Source organism: Pectobacterium sp. A5351 (assembly GCF_028335745.1).
GTDB lineage: Bacteria > Pseudomonadota > Gammaproteobacteria > Enterobacterales > Enterobacteriaceae > Pectobacterium.
The window spans coordinates 1,128,194-1,149,792 of sequence record NZ_CP116477.1 but is presented as its reverse complement, the minus strand read 5'-3'; the positions used below and the strand labels follow the sequence as shown (position 1 = coordinate 1,149,792).

Genomic DNA, 21,599 nt, shown 5'->3' with positions numbered 1-21,599 from the left:
CATTAAACGCTTATATAACACTCAAGAATTTTAATAGGAATAATCACAAATAAAGTTTTTGTGAAGGAAGACTGCTGATGATTCGTAGATACCAATTTGCTTTATTGCCTTTTATTACCGTTCTTTCCACAGCGACGCATGCCGAGACGATTCAGGAAGCCATTAGAAGCACGCTCTATACCCACCCCGAAGTGAGTGCATCCATTAATAGTCGTTTTTCTGCCGAACATGATTTACGCGCAGCAAAAGGGGGATATCTTCCCTCCATAACCCTAAGCGCAGGCGTGGGCCGTGAAGAAACCGATAGCCCCTCAACGCGTGCCAGCGCCAATAAACGCGTTGAACTCAGCCGTCAGGAATCGAGTATTAATCTAAGCCAAACGGTATTCGATGGTTTCGCCACCTCAAGTGAGGTCGGCAGACAACACGCCACCGTCAATTCACGCGCCTATAAAGTATTAAATACCAGTGAGTCGACAGCGTTAGATACAGTTCAGGTTTATCTCAATGTGTTGCAACGTCAGGAATTCGTCCGTCTGGCACAAGCCAATCTGGCAAGCCATGAGCGCATTTACGATCAAATCAGGCTGCGCAGCGAACAGGGCGTTGGCCGATTGGCCGATTTGGATCAGGCCGAAGCACGTCTTGCGCAGGCTCGTAACAACGTGCTGACAGAGCAAACCAATCTGGACGACGCCAAAATCAACTACATGAGCATTGTGGGCAAAGTACCCGATAATTTGGTGATGCCCGATGCTTCTGTGATAAAGCTCCCTGCCTCGTTGGAAGAAGCGCAGCGCATCATGCTGGCTAACAGCCCGGCGCTGAAATCCGCAGAGTCAGATATTGAAGCCACACAGCAGCAATATGAGGCTTCAAAATCAAAGTTTTATCCACGCCTCAACGTTGAACTCTCTCGTACGATGGATAACAACGTTGACGGGACGCGCGGCCAAAACAATGAGTGGCAGGCGATGTTGCGGATGCGCTACAACCTGTATGAAGGCGGTAGCAGCAAAGCCAATATGGAAGCAAAAGCCTACCAGGTAAAAGAAGCGCAGGATGTACGAAATAATGCCCTGCGCCTGCTGAGCGAAGAGCTAAAACTAGCTTGGTCAGCGTTAAATAACTCGCGCCAACAGTTGCCGATCGCCGCCGAATATGCCGACCGCAGTATGAAAGTGCGTACTGCCTATCAGAAGCAATTTGGCCTGGGGGAAAGGACGCTGTTGGACCTGTTGGACAGTGAAAACGAGCTGTTCACCGCACAACGCCGTCTGGTCGAGGTCCGCTTCACCTCACTCTATACCGAATACCGGATCGCATCACGTATGGGGGAGCTATTAAATCGTTTAGCTATCCCAGCGCCTGATGCCGGTACCAGCTTGACAAACGTGACCACCAACGCAGAGTTGCCGAGCCTTAATTAATATATTTCATTGGTCAGACGGCGATAAATTATGGTTTATATGCGAGGGAATTACGTTGCGTAAGGGAACGTTCCGTTAAATGAAGTTGCATTCAGTACAAGAGACTCATGGTTCTGATAAATCAGTTGCCCAGGAGCCTATCGCCCATGAGTCTGCTGTTGTTCATGAATCAGCGGTTGTTCATGAATCAACGGTCGTTCATGAAGCGACTGCCGCGCATGAAAATAATAGTGACCCTCGCAGCCGTCATGACGACCCGTTATTGGATAGTTTACTGATCCTCTGTGCCTTGCAGGGGAAATCAGTCAGCCGCACCACCCTCACCGCCGGGCTACCCTTAGCCAACCAGCGATTATCGGTAAAACTGCTTCCGAGAGCCGCGGCGCGAGCCGGGCTGCAAGGGCGCGTTCTCAAACGTTCGTTAAATAAAATTTCCGACATGTCACTCCCTGCGATGTTGCTGTTACGGGAAGGACGCGCGGCGATTCTGCTAGGCTGGAACGCTGACGGCAGCGCACGCCTGATGCCCAGCGAAACAGAAGGCGGGGAAATTTCCGTCGAGCACAATACGCTGCAACAGAATTATCTGGGCCTGGTGATGTTCGCTCAGCCTCGTCACCAGTTCGAGCTGCAAAATCCGTCGCTGATCCCCCGAACCAAATCCTGGTTCAGGGATACGCTTAAGCTTTCACGCTCGCTCTATCTCGATGCCATCCTCGCGACGCTGCTGGTGAACATTATTGTGCTGGCTACGCCACTGTTCGTGATGAATGTCTACGATCGGGTTGTGCCCAATCAGGCCACGGCGACATTGTGGGTGCTGGCTATCGGCATTACCGGCGCTTTTGTTTTCGATTTGATACTCAAAACGCTGCGCGGCATTTGCCTCGATATGGCGGGCAAAAAAACCGATCTGATTATTTCCGCCACGCTATTTGAACGTATTACCGGTATGTCGATGAAAGCCCGGCCAGCGCGGGTCGGTAGCTTTGCACAGAATATTCATGAATTTCAATCACTCAGAGATTTCCTTTCCTCACTGACGCTGACGACGCTGATCGATTTTCCTTTTACGCTGCTTCTTTTGTTGGTTATCGGCATTATCGGCGGCCCGCTGGTCTGGGTTTCCATCCTCGTCTACCCTATCGCCCTGTTGGCGAGTTGGGCGATGCAAAAGCCGCTGTCAGCCACCATTGAAAAAACGATGCACCTTGCCAGCGAGCGACAGGCTACGCTGATCGAAACCTTGAGCTGTCTGGATGCGATCAAGGTCAATAATGCGGAAAGTGAACGTCAGCACCAATGGGAACAGACGATTGGCAGCCTGAGCAAGCTGGAGATGCGGGCCAAGGCGCTGTCTTCACTGGCAGTAAACCTGACGCAGTGGTTCCAGCAATTTGCTGGCGTTGCCATGATCGTCGTCGGCGTCTACATGCTGATTAACGGTAAGCTCAGTATGGGCGGGCTGATTGCCTGCTACATGCTGAACGGCAGAGCGCTTATGCCGTTGGGCCAACTGTCTGGTCTGGTCAGCCGTTACCAGCAAGCGCGTTTGACGATGCAAACCACCGAACAAATGATGCAGTTGCCGCAAGAGCGTAGCGATAACGAACGCCCGCTAAAGCGTGAGAGCATCCGGGGCGGTATCGAATTTCGCGATGTGACGTTCAACTACCCAGAACAAAAAACCAGTTCTCTGCAAGGCATCAGCCTGACCATCGCTCCCGGCGAGAAAGTCGGCGTTATTGGCCGTAGTGGTTCAGGAAAAAGCTCGCTGCAAAAACTGATAGTGAACCTCTATCAGCCTAACACCGGTAATATTCTGATCGACGGCGTCGATGCCCGTCAGTTGGATGTCAGCGATTTACGCCACAATATCGGCTATGTTCCTCAAGATATTCAGCTATTTAGTGGTTCATTGCGCAATAACCTGATTAGCGGCGCACGCTATGTCGAAGACGAAGCGATGCTGCGAGCCGCAGAGATTTCAGGGGTGAACGAGTTTGCTCGTCTGCACCCGGATGGCTATAACCTTCAGGTTGGCGAACGCGGTCAACAGCTCTCCGGCGGGCAACGTCAGGCTGTCGCGATAGCCAGAGCGTTGCTGCTCGATCCACCGATTCTGGTGCTGGATGAACCCACCAGTTCGATGGATAACACCAGTGAAGATCGGTTAAAACAGGCTCTGGCACCCGTCATTGCGGAGAAAACGCTCTTACTGGTTACCCATCGGGTTTCCATGCTGGCGCTCGTCGATCGCTTAGTGATTGTCGATAAAGGAAAAATTATCGCGGATGGACCGAAAACGATCGTGATGGATGCGTTGAAGAAGGGGCAAATCAATGCGTCTCGGTAAATATCTCAAACAAATCAAATGCTATTTTGTTGGCGGAGATGAAGAAAGTCTGCAAACGATGCCTGAAGTGAGCCGGGCAATGGCTGAGGATTCGCCACGTTCTATTCGCTTTACGTTATGGGCTATCGGCGCTTTTTTCTTGTTTTTCATCCTGTGGGCCGGGCTGGCAGATATTGATGAAGTCACCCGGGGTGACGGTAAAGCCATCCCCTCTTCCCGATTGCAAAAAGTCCAAAACCTGGAAGGTGGTATCGTCACAAAAGTGTTCATTCATGAAGGCCAGGTCGTCAATGCGGGCGATCCTTTGCTGCGCCTTGATGATACACGATTTGCTTCTAACGTCGGAGAAACCGAGGCCGACCGGTTTGCACTGCTCTCGCGCATTGAACGTCTGAACGCCGAAATCAACGATAGGGAGCTCGTGCTTTCGGAAGAAATTACGACGCAAGCGCCCAAAATCGCGGCAGGAGAAAAAGAGCTTTATAACAGCCGCCGCCAGCAGCTCCACAATGAGGTGTCCGGTCTGGAAGAGCAATTGATCCAGCGTCGCCAAGAATTGAGAGATTTCTCTGCCAAGGAAATTCAGTTCCGCAATAGTTTGAGCCTGCTCCAGCAAGAAATTAACATGTCAGAACCGCTGATTGCGGAAGGTGCCATTTCTAAAGTAGAAGTGTTACGTCTGCGACGCGCAGAGGTCGAAATCCGGGGCCAGCTTGATTCGATCAAACTCTCGATTCCTCGTGCAGAGTCTGCGATTAAAGAGAGCGAGAATAAAATAGAGGAAACGCGCAGTCGTTATAAAAGCGAGGCGTTATCTCAGCTTAGTGAAGCACAAACCAACCTGAATAAAATTGAAGCCACGGGCAAAGCACTCGAAGACCGGGTAAACCGAACGTTGGTCGCCTCCCCCGTTCGCGGTATCGTGCAGCAGGTTTTGGTGAATACTATCGGCGGAGTGATTCAACCGGGTAGCGACCTGGTGGAAATTGTTCCACTGGACGACAACCTGTTGGTCGAAGCCAGGATTCGTCCACAGGATATTGCGTTTTTACACCCAGGTCAGGATGCTGTAATAAAATTAACGGCCTACGACTACACCATCTATGGTGGTTTGAAAGGCCAGTTGGAACAAATCAGCCCGGACACTGTAACTGATAAAGAAGGGAACAGCTTTTATATTATTCGATTACGGACTGATAAGAACTATTTAGGTTCAGCCGATAAACCACTTCTTATCATTCCAGGTATGGTGGCTTCCGTTGATATAATAACGGGAAAGAAAACGATCCTCAGCTATTTGTTAAAACCAATTATTCGAGCAAAAGCAGAAGCACTACGGGAAAGATAATGAAAAAGGTGCTCAACAGGGCGCCTTTTTTATACTCATTCCATCAATGATCGTTCATATTGTGATAAACCTGAGTTTGACTTCGCCCCATGGCTTTAGCCTGATACATGGCAGAATCAGCATTAATTGCCAATGTCAGAGAGTCAGTACCGTGTTCCGGATACAACGCAATACCGATACTGCATGATATATCCAGGGTTTTCTCATCGATCTCGAAAGGCTTATTCAACGCGTTATGGATTTTATCTGCAACATAAAGTGTGTTGTCAATTTCCTTAATTCCTTGAAGCAGAATAATAAATTCATCACCGCTACGGCGATATACCGTATCCGAATCACGAACCGCACCACGCATACGTGCCGCCGCTTCTTTCAGTAACAAATCGCCAACAGCGTGTCCGAACGAATCATTTATCTGTTTAAATTTATCGAGATCCAGGAACATCAGCGCGATTTTCCTGCCCGTTTGTTTGGATAACAAAATCGCCTGTTCCATTTGTTCGGCAAACGTCAGGCCATTAGCCAATGACGTTAATGAGTCATAATGCGCCAGTTGACGATAGTGTTCCTCACTACGCCGCAGCATATCAATGGCATGATACCGCTCTATAGCGATCGCAATAAGCTGTGCCGATTTCTCAATAGAAAATATTTCCTCTTCGGTTGGCACATATACTTTACGATGGTAAACGCTTAAAACACCTAATATTTCTTTGTTCTGACCGATGATAGGTTCAGACCAGCAGGAACGTAGCCCGGCATATAATGCTAGCCCTTTATATAACGACCAATGCGGATGGACAGAAATGTCGTCAGCAATGACGCGCTTTCCGGTATAGGCAGCGGTACCAAAAGAAGCCACGCCATCGGCAATTTTCACATTGTGAATAGCATTTTTATAAAAGCCAGGCAGGCTCGGTGCCGAGCCCAGCGTCAGACATTTCTTGTCTTTATCAACCAGCAGAACAGAGCAAACGATACGACCTGGGTTTTTTTCCTCAACGCTGAAAATAATCGCATCCAGAATATCTTTCAGCGGTGCACCGCTTGATAACAACTCTAATGCACGATTGTATGAATTATCATGATGTTCCTGCGATTTTCGTTCCGTGATATCTAACTTAATGCCGACATACTGAGTTGTGTTACTCGCTTTATTATATATTTTAACGATATTGGCTTTTTCCCAATACAGTTGTCCATCTTTACGTCGGTTGACGAACTCACCAGTCCAAACATTACCTTTATTTATGGTAGACCACAGATCTTCATAGACACTAGCGTTAGTCATACCGGATTTTAATATATTCGTTTTTTTGCCAATAACCTCATCCGGCATATAACCTGACATAGTAATAAATTGACGATTAACGTAAATAATTTCACAATTTTCATCTGCGATCATAATTGAAGCAGGACTATATTCCATCGCAAAGAAAGTCATGTTGAGAAAATCTTTTTTTTTCTGCTCAGCTTTAAACTTTTGTTTAATTTTTCTATTTTTTACAGAAGAAAAAAATAACAGTAGCAATAGCATGGTTATTATAATTTCATACACAATAACACTCTCCTCAGGCCCGAGTGGTCCTGATCGTACAAATCACAACGCTGATGACGAAAAATCCCGGTAACGACCCCCTACCCCGCCGATTTTCGGGGCTGCTGCATTTCCGGAGAGCAGAAAGGATGAAAGAAAAAACGCTCCATGAAGCCGGAGTATTTAGAAACATAGCAACGTCAGCATAAAGCCCTCGCATTGGCTGTGCGCAGATAAAAACAATAAATTCAAAAAAATATCTTAAATTAATAGCAATAATTTTTCGGGTTATAAGTTTCTCTAATGGAATAAAAAAATATCCCTAAAGGTACATGACGATATATTCTGAACATCAATTTTTTGTAAGCAAATCAATTATACCAATAAGTATCATTGTTTTAATCAGCAAAATCTATCACAAAATGATTTTTGATCGTTAACAGTAAACATTATATTTTTTTACCGTTAAAAATCAAATAATTAAAAGAAAAAATAAAATCATTAACATAAACGCTTGATTATACATGTCATAATTTGATGCAAAATTATCAGTCCCTCTTCTTATCATTTATTTAGAATTAAAAACCTAAATAACAAATCAAATAAGAATTAAATAACAAAAAAAATAATAATACAGCATTAAACGTTGATAACCAGATCAGAATGCTGATCGCCTAAATAGGCGATATTTTGTACGGGAATGAAGTATTAGGAAATATAATGGATGAATATCGCGGAGAAGAATGGAAGAACACATAGCAGTACGTTAATACAAAAAGTGATAGCTTAAACAAAAGGTTACACCTATAAATCGAGTTTCAGCGCCTCAAAATTCTCAAATGGCTGGGGACGCGAGAGGTAGTACCCTTGGGCTGCATAAGCATGCGATGCCTGAACAATTGCCCACTCCTCCTTGGTTTCGATCCCCTCAATCACGACATAATTGCAAAAACGCGACAGCAAAGCGATCAGCGCAGGAAACACAATTCGCCCTTCACCACTTTGTTGCAAGAGTATAAAGAGTTCACGCGCCACTTTAATGCAATCATACTGAGCCAACATCAGTGATGAAAAATTAGCCATACCGCAGCCAAAATCATCCAGCCACAGTGTTTGTGCTTCAGGGAGCCTGGTTAATATTTCTTTTGGCAACCCTCCCTGATTTTCGACCATTTCAAAACGAATCCAGGGCATTGCTGCGATCAGGCGTTTGGCTTCAAGATTATTTTGCAGCGCCAGTAGCGTCATACCATCAATATTAACGGAGGCAAAAAGATCGTCGCGAGTAAATCGAAAACTCCACTGAGATAAAAGTTGCAGTTGTTCTACAATAATTAACAGGCGGGTTTCAACATCAATATTTGCGAAGTATTTTTCAGGAGAGATGAATTTTTGCGGCAGGGTGGGAGAAAAAACGGAAGTCAGTAATTCAATAGCCATTAATTTACCTGATGTTCGGTAAATGGGTTGAAAAGTATACCGCCGTTGACATTGATGCCAGTAATCAGCACCTAATGCCTCCTCGTTTCCCTGTTGGAAAAACTCTGCCCCAACCTGATTAAAATGACCTTCCTGCTGCACTATGAGTTCCGCCATTAAACTGACACTATTAGTTATAAAATTATATCATACGGACATGCACCGTCATCGATTCTCCAGATACAAACTTCATCGGTAATACCGATTAAATCAATGCCCATGATATTACAAAAATAAGCGTTTCAATATCACAACTACATTTATTTAAATTGTAAATCAATAAATTAAAACCTAAGAAACTCAGTCGCATTGGCTGAGTTATACAGTCTAAAGCATGCGTATGAAACCAATTTAACGAACAGATAGTAATTTTACCCTGTAACCTCACTATTTATGCAGCCAATGGGTTACATGCTGAGGGCGCGTAAAAACACACAAAACCCACGGTAACTCATCCGGGAAAAAGCGCGTTAAAGGCAACAAAAACGGATTCGCCAGTATATTCAGTATCAATGACGGTTACGCGTGTTTAAACAAGCCCCAACGGGTATAATCTGCGCCCTGTTTATAAGGTAGAAGAACATCATGGCGTTACTTATCACCCATAAATGCATCAACTGTGACATGTGTGAACCCGAGTGTCCTAATCAGGCCATCTCCATGGGCATGGACATTTATGAAATTGATACCACTCGCTGTACGGAGTGCGTTGGCCACTATGACACACCGACGTGTCAGAAAGTCTGCCCGATCGACAACACGATCGTTAAAGATCCAAACCACGTTGAAGGTAATGAGCAACTGTGGGAAAAATATGTGCTCATGCACCATGCCGACAGGATTTAAGCATCCGGTTACAGACAGTCAGCTTTCGACAATCACCGTCGCACAGGCATAGCGTCTTTCGTCAGCCAACGTCACATGGACGTGTCTGACGCCCATCTGTTCAGCCAGTTCTGCCGCTTTAGCAAAAAATCGCAAACAGGGTTTGCCCAGTTCGTCATTAAAAACTTCAAACTGGTTAAACGCGAGCCCGTTGCGAATTCCAGTCCCGAAAGCTTTTGCCGCCGCCTCTTTCACGGCAAAACGCTTGGCAAGGAAACGGACAGGTTGCTGATGCTGTTGATAATGTTCCCATTCAGCATCCGTCAGAACGCGGCGAGCTAATCGCTCGCCTGAACGTTCAATCACCGCTTCAATACGGGCGATTTCGACAATATCCGTTCCGATCCCAAGAATCGCCATCAGCGGCGCGCTTCCCGCATCAGCGTCTTCATTTCAGCAACGGCATCCTTCAACCCGCTCATCACCGCACGTCCGATAATGGCATGTCCGATATTTAATTCGTGCATTTCCGGCAGCGCAGCAATCGGCAAAACGTTATGGTACGTCAAACCATGGCCGGCATTGACTTTCAGCCCCTTCGCCGCAGCGTAAGTCGCCGCATCACGAATGCGCTCGAATTCATGTTGACGCGCTTCATCATCTGGCGCATCGGCATACGCCCCGGTATGAATTTCAATATAAGGCGCACCGCTGGCAACGGCAGCATCAATTTGCCGTTTATCCGCATCAATAAAGAGCGAAACCAATATGTTAGCCTGGCTAAGGCTGGCAACCGCATTATTGATTTTGTCCTGCTGCCCCGCCACATCCAGCCCGCCTTCTGTTGTCACTTCCTGGCGTTTTTCCGGCACCAGACAGCAAAAATGCGGCTTTACCTCACAGGCAATGTTCAGCATTTCTTCCGTGACAGCCATTTCAAGGTTCATGCGAGTTTGGAGCGTTTCTCTCAGGATCCGCACATCACGATCCGTAATATGGCGACGATCTTCACGTAAGTGCACCGTGATGCCGTCCGCTCCCGCCTGTTCAGCGACAAAAGCTGCCTGAACAGGATCGGGATACGCCGTTCCACGCGCATTACGCAGTGTTGCAATGTGATCGATGTTAACGCCAAGCAGCAATTCAGCCATGATAAATCCTCGGTAAAGTCATGCACGTTACGTGGCAGTTTACACCGATGTCACAGCGTCAGGGTACAGAGGAGACGGGATTATTTATCAGAAGGTGTGGGTTTGGACAAATTAACAGCAGGAACAAACTGGCGGAACAGTTCACGACTTTTCAGCGGTTTTCCCCCCAGATAGGGCTTTAACGCGATACGAGTGAAACGCTTTGCCGCCTTCAGTGTACCGCTGTCAGGAAATTCACGCGATGCCAGCGAACGTAACTCGTGCCCGGTAAAGCTTTTATTATCGACCACCAGGCTGGCAATAAATCCCCGTTCCTCTCGATATTGATAGGTCATGGTATCTGCCACAGGTTCACCGCTACCAGCACAATGTAGGAAATCAACGCCGTATCCCAGATAGCCCAACAATGCTAACTCAAAGCGTCTTAATGCCGGTTCGGGGGATGCATCCTGCGCAGCAAGATGTTGTAAACAGTGGAGATAATCGAAGAAAAGAGCGGAGTAGTTGGTTTCATGCTCCAGCACGCGAGCCAGCAGTTCGTTAACGTATAAACCGCTATAAAGCATCGTGCCAGTCAGTGGTAGCGCAAGCGAAACAGGCTCGGCGCTGCGTAACGTTTTCACGTCTCCCCGGCCGCTCCAGCGCACCAACAGCGGAGTGAAAGGCTGTAAACAGCCTTTTAGGCTAGAGCGACGGGCTCGCGCGCCTTTGGCAAGCACGCGAACGCGGCCATCGCTTTCGCTAAACAGATCCAGCAATAGGCTGGTTTCACTATAAGGTCGCCCATGTAAGACAAATGCGCGCTGCCAGCCTTCCATCGGCGCGAACCTTACAGGTCTTCGCTATAACCCAGGCTGCGCAGGGCACGTTCGTCATCTGCCCAGCCGGATTTCACTTTAACCCACAGTTCAAGGTGCACTTTGGCCTCGAACATCTCTTCCATATCCTGACGAGACTCGATACCAATGGTTTTAATTTTGGCACCTTTGTTACCAATGACCATCTTCTTCTGGCCTTCACGCTCAACCAGAATCAGGCCGTTGATGTCATAACCACCGCGTTCGTTAGTCACAAAGCGCTCGATTTCGACCGTGACGGAATACGGCAATTCTTCACCCAGGAAGCGCATCAGTTTTTCACGGATAATTTCCGATGCCATAAAACGCTGTGAGCGATCGGTAATGTAATCTTCCGGGAAGTGGTGCGTTGCCTGCGGTAAGTGCTTGCGTACAATGCTGGCAATCGTATCGACATTCGTCCCCTTCTCCGCCGAGATCGGAACGACATCAAGGAAGTCCATCTGCTGGCTGAGGAACTGGATATGCGGTAGCAGCTTGGTTTTATCCGTGACGTTATCGACTTTATTGATCGCTAACAGCACGGGGAGTTTTTGATCGCGCAGCTTATTCAATACCATTTCATCGTCGTCGTTCCAGTGTGTCCCTTCAACAACGAAAATGATCAGCTCAACGTCACCAATTGAACTGCTGGCGGCGCGGTTCATCAGGCGGTTAATCGCCCGTTTTTCTTCAATGTGCAATCCCGGCGTATCCACATAAATAGCCTGATAAGGCCCTTCAGTGTGAATACCCATGATACGGTGCCGCGTCGTCTGGGGCTTACGTGACGTAATGGAGATCTTCTGCCCCAGTAATTGATTCAATAACGTCGATTTACCGACGTTTGGTCGACCAACAATCGCGATAAAACCGCAGTGTGTCTGTACTTCGCTCATTCAAGCTCCAGTTTTTTCAACGCTTGTTCAGCCGCAGCCTGTTCGGCTTTACGACGGCTCGATCCTGTACCAATGACCGACTCGCTAAAGCCGCTCACCTGACAGTGGATAGTAAACTCCTGATCGTGTGCTTCCCCACGAACCTGTACCACCAGATAGGTCGGCAGAGGTAAGTGACGCCCTTGCAGAAACTCCTGCAACCGCGTTTTAGGATCTTTTTGCTTATCGCCAGGACTGATTTCATCCAGACGCGTTTGATACCAGTTCAGAATCAAACGTTCGATGGTCTGAATATCACTGTCGAGGAAAATGCCGCCGATCAGCGCTTCGACCGTATCAGCCAGAATCGATTCGCGACGGAAACCACCGCTTTTTAATTCACCTGGGCCAAGACGCAGGCACTCTCCCAGTTCGAATTCACGTGCAATTTCCGCCAGCGTATTTCCCCGAACCAGCGTCGCCCGCATCCGGCTCATATCCCCTTCATCAACCTTGGGGAAACGGTGATACAGCGCATTGGCGATCACAAAACTCAGGATGGAATCACCCAAGAATTCGAGTCTTTCATTGTGTTTGCTGCTGGCGCTACGATGCGTCAACGCCTGTAACAAAAGCTCGTACTGCTGAAAAGTATAGCCCAGCTTTCTTTGTAAACGATTTATCAGGATGGGATTCATGTGTTACCAATAGATCAACGATGCGTCAAAAACAGCAGCATACGGAACAGCCCTGCTTACTAATGCGGTCAAAACTGTTTCGTTTGCATTGGCTCCCGCAAGGGAGCCTGCCTTTCTGCCCACCATACTTCGCGTTGCCTGTCCGTTAGCGTTGTGAAAGCGGACACATTTTGTTCTGCAACTCGCATTATTTAGGGCATGTTCTTTTAAAAAGAGCGTTTCAAAAAATATTCTACAACGGACAGCAGCAGAATGCTGCCTGTATCTTATTTTGCTGAATGCTTACTTTGGTTAATGGATAGCACCGATGCGACTCAAACGAACACCGGTAGGCCATTCACCTTCCTGTTTCTCAAAGCTCATCCAGATCGCGGTGGCTTTACCGACTAGATTTCTCTCCGGCACAAAGCCCCAATAGCGGCTATCCAGACTGTTGTCGCGGTTATCACCCATCATGAAGTAGTACCCTTCGGGAACCTCCCATGTTGCAAGCTGCTGTTGCGATTGCTGGTAATAACCACCGAGCTGATCCTGCTGGCCTGGCACCAGAAGAATATTATGCGTTACATTGCCCAGTGACTCTCTGCGCGTGCCCATACGGACACCATCCACGCTATTGTCATTAGCCGGAACCTGATAAAAACCGCTGCGCGATTCCAATCCAGGTTGGTTAAAGGTCTGAACAAAATCGCTAGGCTGTACGTTACTGTATGTGACCGCCAACGCCGTATCGCACGCCTGTTGTCCCTGACAGGATGGACGAATTGTCACCTGCTTGGTCATCGGGTTATAACTGACGCGATCGCCCGGTACGCCCACCACACGTTTGATGAAGTCCACTTTAGGATCGGACGGGTATTTAAACACCACCACGTCGCCACGCTTCGGGTGCCCCGTTTCGATCAGCGTTTTTTGCGTGAAGGGTTCTTTAATGCCATAGGCAAATTTTTCCACCAGAATAAAATCACCGATCAACAGCGTCGGCATCATCGAACCAGATGGAATTTGAAACGGCTCATAAATAAAGGAGCGCACAACCAATACCAACGCCACGACCGGGAATACGGACGCGATCGTTTCAATCCAGCCAGGTTGTTGAATGACTTTCGCTGAAACTGCGCCATCAGGAAGATCGGCACCACTCATGGCGGCAAACTTTTTCCGGCGAGCGGGTGCCCAGACAAAGCGCTCTAAACACCAGACAATCCCCGTGACCAGCGTCACCAATGCCAGAATTACGGCAAACATATTGGCCATGCCAACTCCTCAGAATTTATTTACTGTCTTTGCCGACGTGCAGAATTGCCAGAAACGCTTCTTGTGGCAGCTCGACGTTACCGACCTGCTTCATACGTTTCTTACCATCTTTCTGTTTCTGCAACAGTTTCTTCTTACGGCTGACGTCACCACCATAACACTTGGCCAGTACGTTTTTACGCAATTGCTTAACCGTAGAACGCGCAATAATGTGGTTACCAATCGCAGCCTGAATCGCGATATCAAACTGCTGACGCGGAATCAGATCTTTCATTTTTTCGACCAGTTCACGGCCACGATATTGTGAATTATCGCGGTGCGTGATCAGCGCCAATGCATCCACACGTTCGTTGTTGATCAACACATCAACACGCACCATGTCTGATGTTTGGAAGCGTTTGAAGCTGTAATCCAGCGATGCATAGCCACGAGACGTTGATTTCAGGCGGTCAAAGAAATCAAGCACCACTTCAGCCATCGGAATTTCATAGGTCAACGCAACCTGATTGCCGTGGTACACCATGTTCGTCTGCACGCCGCGCTTCTCGATACAAAGCGTAATCACGTTGCCCAAGTACTCCTGAGGCAGCAGCATGTGACATTCGGCAATCGGTTCGCGCAGTTCCTGAATATTATTCAGCGGCGGCAGCTTGGACGGACTATCGACATAAACGGTTTCTTTGGCCGTCGTCTCAACTTCATACACTACCGTCGGTGCCGTGGTGATCAGATCCAGATCGTATTCACGTTCCAGACGTTCCTGAATGATTTCCATGTGCAGCAGACCCAGGAAGCCACAGCGGAAGCCGAAGCCCAGCGCGGTAGAACTTTCTGGCTCATAGAACAGAGAGGCATCATTGAGGCTTAGTTTACCCAGCGCATCGCGGAACGACTCATAGTCATCGGAGCTAATCGGGAACAGGCCAGCATAGACCTGCGGTTTGACTTTCTTGAAGCCCGGCAACGCTTTTTCAGCCGGTTGGCGAGCCAGCGTCAGGGTATCCCCTACCGGAGCGCCCAAAATATCTTTGATAGCGCACACCAGCCAGCCTACTTCGCCACAGTTCAAGACATCGCGATCAATCTGCTTCGGTGTAAAAATACCAAGACGGTCAGCGTTATAAACCTGACCGGTACTCATCACCTTAATTTTGTCGCCTTTGCGCATCGTGCCGTTTTTGATACGAACCAGCGACACAACGCCAAGGTAGTTATCAAACCAGGAGTCGATGATCAGCGCCTGTAGCGGCTCATCCGGACTACCTTCCGGCGGAGGAATATCACGCACCAGACGATCCAGAACATCCGGCACGCCAATCCCCGTTTTCGCGGAACAGCGCACGGCGTCAGTAGCATCAATGCCGACAATGTCTTCAATTTCCTGAGCAACACGATCCGGATCAGCAGCAGGCAGGTCGATTTTGTTCAAAACCGGCACCACTTCCAGATTCATATCCAAGGCGGTATAGCAGTTAGCCAGCGTTTGTGCTTCAACTCCCTGCCCGGCATCAACCACAAGCAGTGCGCCTTCGCAAGCAGCCAGCGAGCGGGAAACTTCATAAGAGAAGTCAACGTGCCCTGGGGTATCAATGAAGTTTAACTGGTAGGTTTGGCCATCCTGCGCTTTATAATCCAGCGTGACGCTTTGCGCTTTAATCGTTATTCCACGTTCACGTTCCAGATCCATGGAATCCAGAACCTGCGCAGCCATTTCACGCTCGGTCAAACCGCCGCAAATCTGGATAATGCGGTCAGATAACGTTGATTTACCGTGGTCGATATGGGCAATAATGGAGAAATTTCGTATATGCTTCATTATAAAAATTTTTCTACCTTGATATTCCTGAAATTCTTGCCGATGGGCATGCGCATAGGTGAAAACAGCAGCGATGTTATTCCACCTGAATCGCAGCATTCTACATGCGAGAGGCGTGAAAACCTAGTCATGTCCGGTGCATTCCCCTTGATTATGACGGTTTTATTTGGAATAGCAGAACAACAAGAGGAAAGCAGGAAGTAAAGTGTCATTACGTGGTAAACATCGTGTCGAAAAATCACAAACGTGTGGACAATCTACGTGTGGACAACGTTTCCGCACCGCGCGCCATTTACGCTCGGTTAAGCAGGTCAATTTTGTAAGAGCGTGCCGGGCAACGCAATTTGCAGAATAACAGGCTCATAACGTTTATTCTTACCCAGCCGCTTCGCCCAACGCTTCACGCCGATAAACGCCCCCCCCCCGCCCAGCAGCGCGCCAATGACCGCGGCCAGATCGGTGCCGAATAACGTTTGACAGAGCGCCGCACCAATTAGCAACCCGACCAGCGGAACGAAGTAAACCAGAGCGGCAGAAAACAGTAGCCGCCCCTCAGAAATCCCCAATTCGACTTTTTGCCCGACTTCTAAGGGCCGCTCATAAGGAACATACAGCGTATTGTCGGCAGAAAGCCCAAGCTGGCTTAATAAGCCGGTTCCACACGACGAGCGGGATTTACAGCTACCACACCCAGAACTCGGTTCACACCGCAGCTCCGCAATGCCATTCTGCCATGAAACGACTGTCGCCCACTCTTTGATCACGGTTGCCTCTTCAAAATAATGCTGTCAGCCACCCGTTTAGCCGTAGAAGGTGGAATATCACCGACGACGGTAATCTCGCGGTTACCTTTCATGACAGTGTGAATGGAGCGTCGCCCCGTAAGCAGCGATTGTTCTTCACTCACATCAGAAGACGGACTCATGTTAATGGAGAAACTGAATAAACCATCGCTATAGAGACGAGTTTCGATCGGAATGGACGAGCCTGGCAATACTTTTTTGCTGTGTGAAAGAGCTTTCATCCCGGCAGGCAGCCATTCAGGCTCCCAGGTAAAATCACTTTTGTCCGCAGCAGGCGTAGGTAACACGGGAGGAAGTTTGATCCCTTCCAGCGGACGCATCACGCTAACGACATCATCATCAACAATCAGCGATGTTGTTAAGAATTGTTCCAACCGCTTGTCACCGTTGCGATCTTGTAAATCGATACGCAATGGAAGTTTCGATTCCGCATCAATCCACACCATATAGCTGTAGCGTGTACCATCGCGTGAAATGACCCGAATGCCTGATGCCAGACGATCGGCAATACGCACCCGTCCGTCGGCGGGAATAAAATCATAATAAGGCGATAGTTTTTGGAAATCGGCAAAGACCAGAGCGGGGAAAGAGTCAACGATATGATCGCTGGTGAGCGTAAATGGCTCAAAACCGGGATCGAAGTAGCTGACTTCATTATTACGCAGCACGATCTCGCGTCGCGGTCCGTCCATAAACAGCAACTGCGCTAAGGAACGATTGTTGACTACGGCATGACGATACCGTACCGACTCGAATCCTTGCAGGGTAATGTTGATAAAGGATATTTCGTAATTCAGAGAACGAACGGCGCTATTCATCTGTTGCAGCAATGCGACCGGCTCAACATTCTGAGCCGGGGCGAAAGTAGAATAAAACAGGCTGCCAATCAGAAAACAGACGGCGGACCAAACACGCTTCATTACCGGGGCTGTGTTCCTAATGATTGAGTGCCGGGAACCTGAATGGCCGCTTGCTGATCATCCTGCGGCAGAGCGTGTTCGGCATGCAGCCGACGCTGTAATTCGTAGTCCTGCAAAATGGCGTTAAGGCGGTTGCGCTGCATATCGGATTTCTGCTGACCGCTGTGAGGGGCAACATTTTCTGACGGCACGCCTAGACTCACAGGAGAGGCGGTGCCCATAGCAGGTAAGGTGCTGAATACGCCGGATTCAACCACATGTTCGGATGCATTACCCTGCTGGTAATTTTGTACGCCGACAATCACCGCTAAAGATACGCAGGCAGCAACACCGACTTGCGTCAGTTGGCTGCCCCACGGACGGATTTTGTGCCAGAACGGCATCTTCGTCCATTCGACAGGTTGTGGCTGAGATTCAGGCTGCGCTTGTGGAACCAGACGAACAGGTTCTTTCTCGATTGCAGCAGCAACACGAGAAGCGATGTCCAGATGAATCACGTTTTCACTGACATCACCACGCAACGTATCACGAATTAGATGATAACTTTGCCAACTTTGCTGCAACGCATCATCCCGTGACAATGCGCTTAGCAGTTCGGAATCTACTGCTTCGCCATCCATTAAAGCGGAAAGTTTCTCTTTCTGCATACCGATACCCTTACCTTGTCAAATCCATCATTAGTCATGCGGATAGCTGAAAACGCTCGCTAGCGCTGAATAAGCGGTTGTACTTTATTATCAATCGCTTCCCGCGCCCGGAAAATACGAGAACGAACCGTGCCGACGGGACAATCCATAATTACGGCAATCTCTTCGTAGCTTAAACCGTCCAATTCACGCAGCGTAATCGCTAAACGTAAATCTTCCGGCAAAGACTCGATAGTGCGGAAAACAATGCTTCGTAATTCTTCAGACAACATTAAGTTCTCAGGGTTCGATATTTCTTTCAGTGCACCCGCATTTTCATAGTTTTCCGCGTCATTCGCATCAATGTCGCTGGAAGGCGGACGCCGCCCCTGAGCGACCAGATAATTCTTGGCCGTATTCACTGCAATACGATACAGCCATGTATAAAACGCACTATCGCCGCGAAATGACTCTAACGCGCGATAGGCTTTAATAAACGACTCCTGTACCACGTCCGGCACGTCTCCCTGAGGAACGTACCGCGATACCAGGCTCGCTACCTTATGCTGATAACGAACGACCAACAAGTTAAACGATTTTTGATCGCCTTTTTGGACTCGCTCGACCAGAACCTGATCTGCCAGTTGCTCGCTCATCCGAGGTAATCTCTACTCAAACCGTTCTCCACGCGTAAAAAAATCGTACTGCCAGCTATATAAGTCATATTTAGAGCAAGCTCCTCATTAGAACCAAGGCATCCAATAAAGTTCCGAGCCATCGTTTTTCTTTTGCTTCGCGCCGTTACTTGTCTTTGCAATGCGTATCATGACGCATTCTCTTCATCACACATTGCCTTTATCAAACATTGTCTTCATCAAAAATGGTCTTCATCAAAAATGGTCTTCATTTGAGGCTCTACGCTCTTCTTCCGAGGATGATACGATAAATCTGGGGTATTCGCACGATTCACCATGCTCCACCATTCGCTTATTTATAGCGTAGAGAGGGAGCTAAAAACCAATACAGCAATCAACCATTGGGTGCTAACATCGGATTTCCTCTTCTTTTTGCATCCACGACACGACCATGCAAACGACCACTGAATACGTCTGTGATGTTTTAATCATTGGCAGCGGTGCTGCCGGGCTTTCACTGGCGCTGCGTCTAGCTTCTCAGGCCAACGTGACGGTATTAAGCAAAGGCCCACTCAACGAAGGCGCGACGTTTTATGCTCAGGGCGGTATCGCAGCCGTTTTTGATGAAACCGACACGATTGACTCCCATATCGAAGATACCTTGATCGCTGGCGATGGCCTGTGTGAACGGGAAGCCGTTGAGTTTATCGCTAGCAATGCCAAACACTGCGTGCAATGGCTTATCGAACAAGGCGTACTATTCGATACCGAAACCAGCACCAGCGGCGAAGAACGCTATCACCTAACGCGCGAAGGTGGACATAGCCATCGTCGAATTCTGCATGCGGCGGATGCAACCGGAAAAGAAGTGGAAAACACGCTGGTGCAGAAAGCGCTAGCCCATCCGAATATTCGGATTATGGAACGCTGTAACGCCGTCGATCTCATTACCTCGAATAAGCTGGGTTTGCCCGGAACACGCCGCATTGTTGGCGCTTATATCTGGAACCGTGAACGAGAACATGTGGAATCCTGTCGAGCGAAAACCGTAGTTCTGGCGACTGGCGGGGCGTCCAAAGTTTATCAATACACTACGAACCCCGATATTTCTTCTGGCGATGGTATTGCCATGGCTTGGCGCGCAGGCTGCCGTGTGGCGAATCTGGAATTCAATCAGTTTCATCCAACCTGTCTATTCCATCCGCAGGCACGAAATTTTCTGCTAACGGAAGCACTACGCGGCGAAGGGGCATACCTTAAACGTCCTGACGGCACACGTTTTATGCCCGATTTCGATGCCAGAGGCGAGCTCGCCCCGCGCGATGTGGTCGCCCGCGCGATTGACCATGAGATGAAACGACTTGGCGCAGACTGCATGTATCTCGATATTAGCCACAAGCCCGAAGCGTTCATCAAACAACACTTCCCGACCATTGATGAAAAGCTACAGTCTCTCGGCATCGATCTGACGCGTGAACCGATCCCCATCGTCCCTGCGGCACACTACACCTGCGGTGGTGTGATGGTCGATCAAAATGGCCGTACCGATCTTGACGGCCTGTATGCCATTGGCGAAGTCAGCTACACCGGATTGCACGGTGCGAACCGCATGGCGTCCAACTCATTACTGGAGTGTCTGGTTTACGGCTGGTCCGCCGCGGAGGATATCTTGCAGCGCTTACCGCAAATCAAAGCAGTGAAAAAATTACCGGATTGGGATGAAAGCCAGGTCGACAACTCCGACGAACAGGTGGTGATTCAGCATAACTGGCACGAACTGCGTCTGTTTATGTGGGATTACGTTGGGATCGTGCGAACCACGAAGCGGTTGGAGCGAGCACAGCGCCGTATCCATCTGCTTCAGCAGGAAATCAATGAGTACTACGCCCACTTCCGTATTTCCAACAATCTGCTGGAGCTACGCAATCTGGTGCAGGTCGCCGAACTCATCGTCCGCTGCGCACTGGAAAGAAAAGAAAGCCGCGGGCTGCACTATACCCTGGACTACCCAGAACAGTTCGACGCGCCGACGCCAACCATTCTGGTGCCGTAGTTTATAAAAATAAGTAGTTCATAAAAATAATTCGCTCAGCAAAGGCAGACGCAGCAACAAGGCATCTGCCACTTACATAAAGAGATAAAAATCTTTTGTCAGCTGTTGGAAAGCCGTCGAGTAACGTCTTTCTCCATCACGAATTGCCAGCGAGGCATTCACACATTCTCTTTCCTGCCGAGACAGCGCCAGCAAAACGCGGTGAGCGGGTTTATCTTCCTGTTCCGATACGCGAAGCTGCTGGTGAACGTACCAGTTATGCTGCTGTGCCAGCGGAATAAATTTCTCCGCAACCTGAACGGGCAGCACCACGCAAAAAAGCCCTTCGGGCATCAGCAGTTGATGCGCACAGAGCAACAGTGCGTCATGGGTTAACAAGGTGGTGTAACGCGCCTGATCACGCTCAGCCGATCCGCACGCGATCCCCGGCGGGAAATAAGGCGGATTACTGATAATCAACGAATAGTCGGCGATTCGTGTCTCAGCAAACCCCACGATGTCCTCAGCATAGACCGTAATTCTGTCGCCCCATGGCGAAGCTGCAACGTTTTCCTTCGCCTGCTGACTCGCTGCGCTATCCAGTTCGACGGCATCAATCCGAACATGCGGTTCAGAACGTTGCGCCAGCATCAGCGCGAGCAGGCCGGAACCACTGCCGATATCCAGAATCCGCGTAGCTGAGGACACCGGCGCCCAGGCACCCAGGCACCCAGCAAAATGCCGTCGGTTCCCACCTTCATAGCACAGCGATCGTGCGCCACAAAGAATTGCTTGAAGGTAAATCCATCCCGACGCAATGTCAGTTTATTATCAGCCTGATGACTCATGAAAATAAGATTCCAAACGCAAACCGCAGTAGCATAGGTGAAACGTCAGTACAGGAAAAGCGCCGTTGTCTGCTTAAACAGGTGAAGAACCCGGCCAATGCGTCTATAATCGGCGCCCCAAACA

The 21,599-nt window shown here is 48.8% G+C and carries 19 protein-coding genes and 1 pseudogene; 6 read left to right on the top strand and 14 right to left on the bottom strand.

Annotation, left to right across the window (positions count from 1 at the left end; all coding sequences use genetic code 11):
* Positions 1-77: 77 nt before the first annotated feature.
* From O1Q74_RS05515 to O1Q74_RS05505, 3 genes are all read left to right on the top strand, one after another.
* Positions 78-1,430, top strand: a complete 1,353-nt coding sequence (locus O1Q74_RS05515) for a TolC family outer membrane protein (RefSeq protein WP_271876833.1) — start codon at positions 78-80, stop codon at positions 1,428-1,430.
* 79 nt (positions 1,431-1,509) lie between these two features.
* A complete protein-coding gene (locus O1Q74_RS05510; protein ID WP_271876831.1) occupies positions 1,510-3,786 on the top strand; it encodes a type I secretion system permease/ATPase in 2,277 nt (758 codons plus the stop codon).
* A complete protein-coding gene (locus O1Q74_RS05505) occupies positions 3,773-5,134 on the top strand; it encodes an HlyD family type I secretion periplasmic adaptor subunit (RefSeq protein ID WP_271876829.1) in 1,362 nt (453 codons plus the stop codon). Before O1Q74_RS05510 ends, O1Q74_RS05505 begins: the two co-directional genes overlap by 14 nt.
* A gap of 43 nt (positions 5,135-5,177) precedes the next feature.
* Here the strand turns inward: O1Q74_RS05505 and O1Q74_RS05500 are convergent, their stop codons facing one another.
* Together O1Q74_RS05500 and pdeH are read right to left on the bottom strand one after the other, a co-directional pair.
* Positions 5,178-6,692 (bottom strand): sensor domain-containing protein, encoded by a 1,515-nt coding sequence (locus O1Q74_RS05500; RefSeq protein WP_271876826.1) that lies wholly within the window; start codon positions 6,690-6,692, stop codon positions 5,178-5,180.
* 783 nt (positions 6,693-7,475) lie between these two features.
* Positions 7,476-8,267: a cyclic-guanylate-specific phosphodiesterase gene (gene pdeH, locus O1Q74_RS05495; protein WP_271876823.1), complete on the bottom strand. Its 792-nt coding sequence runs from the start codon at positions 8,265-8,267 to the stop codon at positions 7,476-7,478.
* A 468-nt stretch (positions 8,268-8,735) separates the two neighbouring features.
* On the opposite strand from pdeH, the gene O1Q74_RS05490 reads away from it, so the two are divergent.
* Complete coding sequence (locus tag O1Q74_RS05490; protein ID WP_180743920.1) at positions 8,736-8,996, top strand: YfhL family 4Fe-4S dicluster ferredoxin; 261 nt, start codon at positions 8,736-8,738, stop codon at positions 8,994-8,996.
* A gap of 18 nt (positions 8,997-9,014) precedes the next feature.
* Here the strand turns inward: O1Q74_RS05490 and acpS are convergent, their stop codons facing one another.
* The 7 genes from acpS to lepA form a co-directional block, all read right to left on the bottom strand.
* Positions 9,015-9,395, bottom strand: a complete 381-nt coding sequence (gene acpS / locus O1Q74_RS05485; protein WP_271876820.1) for a holo-ACP synthase — start codon at positions 9,393-9,395, stop codon at positions 9,015-9,017.
* Positions 9,395-10,126: a pyridoxine 5'-phosphate synthase gene (pdxJ, locus tag O1Q74_RS05480; RefSeq protein ID WP_271876818.1), complete on the bottom strand. Its 732-nt coding sequence runs from the start codon at positions 10,124-10,126 to the stop codon at positions 9,395-9,397. Before pdxJ ends, acpS begins: the two co-directional genes overlap by 1 nt.
* 80 nt (positions 10,127-10,206) lie before the next feature.
* On the bottom strand, positions 10,207-10,944 hold the full coding sequence (gene recO, locus O1Q74_RS05475; protein ID WP_271876815.1) for a DNA repair protein RecO: 738 nt from the start codon (positions 10,942-10,944) through the stop codon (positions 10,207-10,209).
* Between the two features lie 11 nt (positions 10,945-10,955).
* On the bottom strand, positions 10,956-11,861 hold the full coding sequence (gene era, locus O1Q74_RS05470; RefSeq protein WP_015841243.1) for a GTPase Era: 906 nt from the start codon (positions 11,859-11,861) through the stop codon (positions 10,956-10,958).
* The gene (gene rnc / locus O1Q74_RS05465) at positions 11,858-12,538 is read right to left on the bottom strand and encodes a ribonuclease III (RefSeq protein ID WP_010280465.1); all 681 of its coding nucleotides are present in this window, start codon (positions 12,536-12,538) and stop codon (positions 11,858-11,860) included. Before rnc ends, era begins: the two co-directional genes overlap by 4 nt.
* A gap of 291 nt (positions 12,539-12,829) precedes the next feature.
* Entirely contained in the window at positions 12,830-13,795 is a 966-nt protein-coding gene (gene lepB / locus O1Q74_RS05460; protein WP_271876809.1) for a signal peptidase I, read from the bottom strand.
* A 16-nt stretch (positions 13,796-13,811) separates the two neighbouring features.
* The gene (gene lepA / locus O1Q74_RS05455; protein WP_015841245.1) at positions 13,812-15,611 is read right to left on the bottom strand and encodes a translation elongation factor 4; all 1,800 of its coding nucleotides are present in this window, start codon (positions 15,609-15,611) and stop codon (positions 13,812-13,814) included.
* On the opposite strand from lepA, the gene O1Q74_RS05450 reads away from it, so the two are divergent.
* Entirely contained in the window at positions 15,603-15,815 is a 213-nt protein-coding gene (locus O1Q74_RS05450) for a hypothetical protein (RefSeq protein ID WP_039284410.1), read from the top strand. The two genes, lepA and O1Q74_RS05450, sit on opposite strands and share 9 nt — an antisense overlap.
* A gap of 107 nt (positions 15,816-15,922) precedes the next feature.
* On the opposite strand, the gene rseC is transcribed toward O1Q74_RS05450, so the two are convergent.
* From rseC to rpoE, 4 genes are read right to left on the bottom strand one after another with little or no spacing between them, the layout of a single operon-like run.
* On the bottom strand, positions 15,923-16,375 hold the full coding sequence (rseC, locus tag O1Q74_RS05445) for a SoxR-reducing system protein RseC (RefSeq protein ID WP_271876804.1): 453 nt from the start codon (positions 16,373-16,375) through the stop codon (positions 15,923-15,925).
* Positions 16,372-17,334 carry a sigma-E factor regulatory protein RseB gene (gene rseB / locus O1Q74_RS05440; RefSeq protein WP_271876801.1) on the bottom strand — a complete coding sequence of 321 codons (963 nt, stop codon included), beginning with the start codon at positions 17,332-17,334 and terminating at the stop codon, positions 16,372-16,374. The genes rseC and rseB overlap by 4 nt, the downstream gene beginning before the upstream one ends.
* Entirely contained in the window at positions 17,334-17,981 is a 648-nt protein-coding gene (gene rseA, locus O1Q74_RS05435; protein ID WP_271876798.1) for an anti-sigma-E factor RseA, read from the bottom strand. Before rseA ends, rseB begins: the two co-directional genes overlap by 1 nt.
* A 59-nt stretch (positions 17,982-18,040) precedes the next feature.
* Positions 18,041-18,616: an RNA polymerase sigma factor RpoE gene (gene rpoE / locus O1Q74_RS05430; protein ID WP_005973561.1), complete on the bottom strand. Its 576-nt coding sequence runs from the start codon at positions 18,614-18,616 to the stop codon at positions 18,041-18,043.
* 430 nt (positions 18,617-19,046) lie between these two features.
* Between rpoE and nadB the strand changes: the two genes are divergently transcribed.
* Positions 19,047-20,648, top strand: coding sequence for an L-aspartate oxidase (gene nadB, locus O1Q74_RS05425; RefSeq protein WP_271876787.1), 1,602 nt, complete (start codon positions 19,047-19,049; stop codon positions 20,646-20,648).
* Between the two features lie 72 nt (positions 20,649-20,720).
* On the opposite strand, the pseudogene trmN reads toward nadB, so the two are convergent.
* Positions 20,721-21,475 (bottom strand): annotated as a pseudogene (gene trmN, locus O1Q74_RS05420) (tRNA(1)(Val) (adenine(37)-N(6))-methyltransferase TrmN).
* Between the last annotated feature and the right edge of the window lie 124 nt (positions 21,476-21,599).